The organism is Paraburkholderia sp., assembly GCF_035656215.1.
In the GTDB taxonomy this organism is placed as follows: domain Bacteria; phylum Pseudomonadota; class Gammaproteobacteria; order Burkholderiales; family Burkholderiaceae; genus Paraburkholderia.
Genome location: NZ_DASRSY010000317.1, coordinates 1 through 2,560, shown reverse-complemented (window position 1 = coordinate 2,560; position 2,560 = coordinate 1). Strand labels below are relative to the sequence as shown.

Sequence of the window (2,560 nt, the reverse complement as noted above, 5' to 3'; positions counted from 1 at the left end):
GCAAACGGCGGTGGCCGCAATCGTTGTGCTGGTGTTCATCGTGGCGCACGCCGATCCGGTTCTGACGCTGTTCTCGTGGCTCACGAATGTGGCGACGCTTTGCATCATCGCGTTGATGGCGCTTTCCTCGGTCGCGGTGTTCGTGTTCTTCAAGCGAATCGGCCGCGACGACGCGGGCGTGATGCGTGTGGGCGTACTGCCGGTGCTGTCCGGTCTCGCTCTCGCGGTTGTGCTGGTGCTTGCGATCGTGAACTTTCCGCTGCTGACCGGTGCGGGTGTGGGCGTGTCGTACGCGTTGACCGCATTGCTGCCGCTCTTCGCGGTGGCTGGCGTGCTCGCGGCGAAAAACCTCAAGCAACGCGACCGTGAAGCGTTCGAGCGGCTAGGGCGGTCAAGGTTGTAACGCATTTCGTCAAAGCTTCGTGACAACAAGACATGAATCGAGGTTAGGAAGATATCGTGGAAATGGAGATCAAATGAGCTTTCGTACCATCCTTGCGGCAGCGTTCGTAGGCGGCGCGTGTACCGTCATGATGCCGCTCGCGCAGGCGGCGGATGTGGCTTCTGCGGCTTCCGCACCGGCTGCGCCGGCTGCTGCACCCGGCGCGCGTCCCAATGTGCTGCTGATCGTCGCCGACGATGTCGGGCGCTCGGACATCGGCGCATTCGGCAGCGAAATCGCCACGCCGAATCTCGATGCGCTGGTCGCGCGCGGCCGCCTGCTCGACACGATGTATGTCGCGCCGACCTGTTCGCCGACCCGTTCGATGCTGCTTTCCGGCATGGACAATCACCTTGCCGGCGTCGGCAATATGGCGGAGATGATCACGCCGCATCTGACACCCGAAGAGGTCAACCATCCCGGCTACGAAGGCGGCTTGAATCAACGGGTGGCGGCGTTGCCGGAAATCATGAAAGACGCGGGCTACTGGACCGTGATGGCGGGCAAATGGCATCTGGGCGGAAGCGAGGGTATGCGCCCCGACCAGCGTGGCTTCGAACGCTCTTATGCGTTGATGAACGGCGGTGCGTCGCATTTCAGGCAGAAGGTCATGACGATTACGTCGGATGCGCCGGAGCCGACCTATCGCGAGAACGGCAAGAAGATCGATCTGCCGGCCGATTTCTATTCATCGCGGACGTACACCGACAAGCTGATCGCCTATCTGCAGGATTCGCAGCGCGGCGGCAAACCGTTCTTTGCGTATGCGGCTTATACGGCGGCGCATTTGCCGCTGCAAGCGCCTGACGATGAATTGCAAAAGGTACGCGGCCAGTACGACGTCGGCTATGACGTGATTGCGCAGCGCCGTATCGACAAAATGAAACGCCTCGGTCTCGTGCCGAACGACGCGAAGCCCGCGCCGCTGCCCGAAGGCACGAAACTGTGGAGCGCCTTGAGCGCCGACGAGAAAGCGCGTTCGGCCCGCACGATGGAAGCCTACGCGGCGCTGATGGGCGATCTCGACCGTAACGTCGGCCGCCTGATCGATTACCTGAAGGCGAGCGGCCAGTACGACAACACGCTGATCGTGTTCCTGTCGGACAACGGCCCGGAAGGCAACAAATGGGACGAGGATAGCGGCAACGCCAAGTGGATCGCGCAGACCTTCGACAACTCGCTCGACAACATTGGCCGCGCCAATTCGTTCGTGTTCGAGGGGCCGGCGTGGGGACAGGTGAGTGCACAACCTTTCCGCCTCTTCAAGGCGTACACCAACGAAGGCGGAATCCGCTCGCCGGCATTCGTGTCGTTCCCCGGACATGTACAGGCGGGCAAGAGCGAACAGGTGCTCACCGTCAAGGATCTGACGCCGACCATTCTCGACTTCGCCAATATCAGGCAACCCGGCATTGAATTCCACGGCCACACTGTGCTGCCAATGCAGGGCATGTCGATGAAACCGTACCTGACCGGCGAGCGCAAACGCGTGCACGTGGACGACTACGTGTACGGCATGGAACTGATGGGACGTAACGCGTTGCGCAAGGGTAACTGGAAACTGGTCTATTCCTACGACAACGGCAAGGGACATTGGCAACTGTATGACCTTGCTCACGACCGTGCCGAGCTGCACGATCTTTCCACGAAGCGTCCTGAAGTACTCGAGCAGATGCTGACCGAGTGGGCGCAATACGTGCAGCAGAACAACGTTGTCGAGACGTGGCGCGATACCTCGTACCCGCGCATGGACTACTGAGGAGTGTCGGCATGAGCATGCATATCCGAAGTTTGATCGTGCGGGTTGGGGCAACGGTTGCGTGCGTCGTGCTGGCTCAAGTGGTGCTCGCAGGAACGATGCAAGCCGGTGCATCACGGCAAGCTGCGCTACTCGGTAACTTGCAGGCGTGCAAGGCTTTCAACGGTTTGCCGCCGGCATCGTCAGATAGCGATCAGGTACGCGTGCCCGCCGGCAGCTTTGTGATGGGCTCCGACGGTGGTTATCCGGAAGAAGCGCCTGCACGTAGCGTCAAAGTGGGCAGTTTCATGATCGATCGGTACGACGTAACGAATGCGGAATTTGCTCGCTTCGTCGCAGCGACCGGGTACAAGACGTTG

General features: G+C 60.7%; 2 protein-coding genes and 1 pseudogene. All 3 read left to right on the top strand.

The window, feature by feature from the left end:
• Positions 1 to 403, top strand: a pseudogene (locus VFE81_RS17915) (amino acid permease); the annotation flags it as partial.
• A 73-nt stretch (positions 404 to 476) separates the two neighbouring features.
• A complete protein-coding gene (locus tag VFE81_RS17910; RefSeq protein WP_325045871.1) occupies positions 477 to 2,201 on the top strand; it encodes an arylsulfatase in 1,725 nt (574 codons plus the stop codon).
• An 11-nt stretch (positions 2,202 to 2,212) separates the two neighbouring features.
• Positions 2,213 to 2,560 (top strand): SUMF1/EgtB/PvdO family nonheme iron enzyme (locus VFE81_RS17905; RefSeq protein ID WP_325045870.1); only part of this gene is annotated, 348 nt, incomplete at its 3' end.

Coding starts and splice junctions, on each gene's coding strand:
- VFE81_RS17910 (WP_325045871.1), top strand. CDS start 477: ATGAGCTTTCGTACCATCCTTGCGGCAGCGTTCGTAGGCGGCGCGTGT.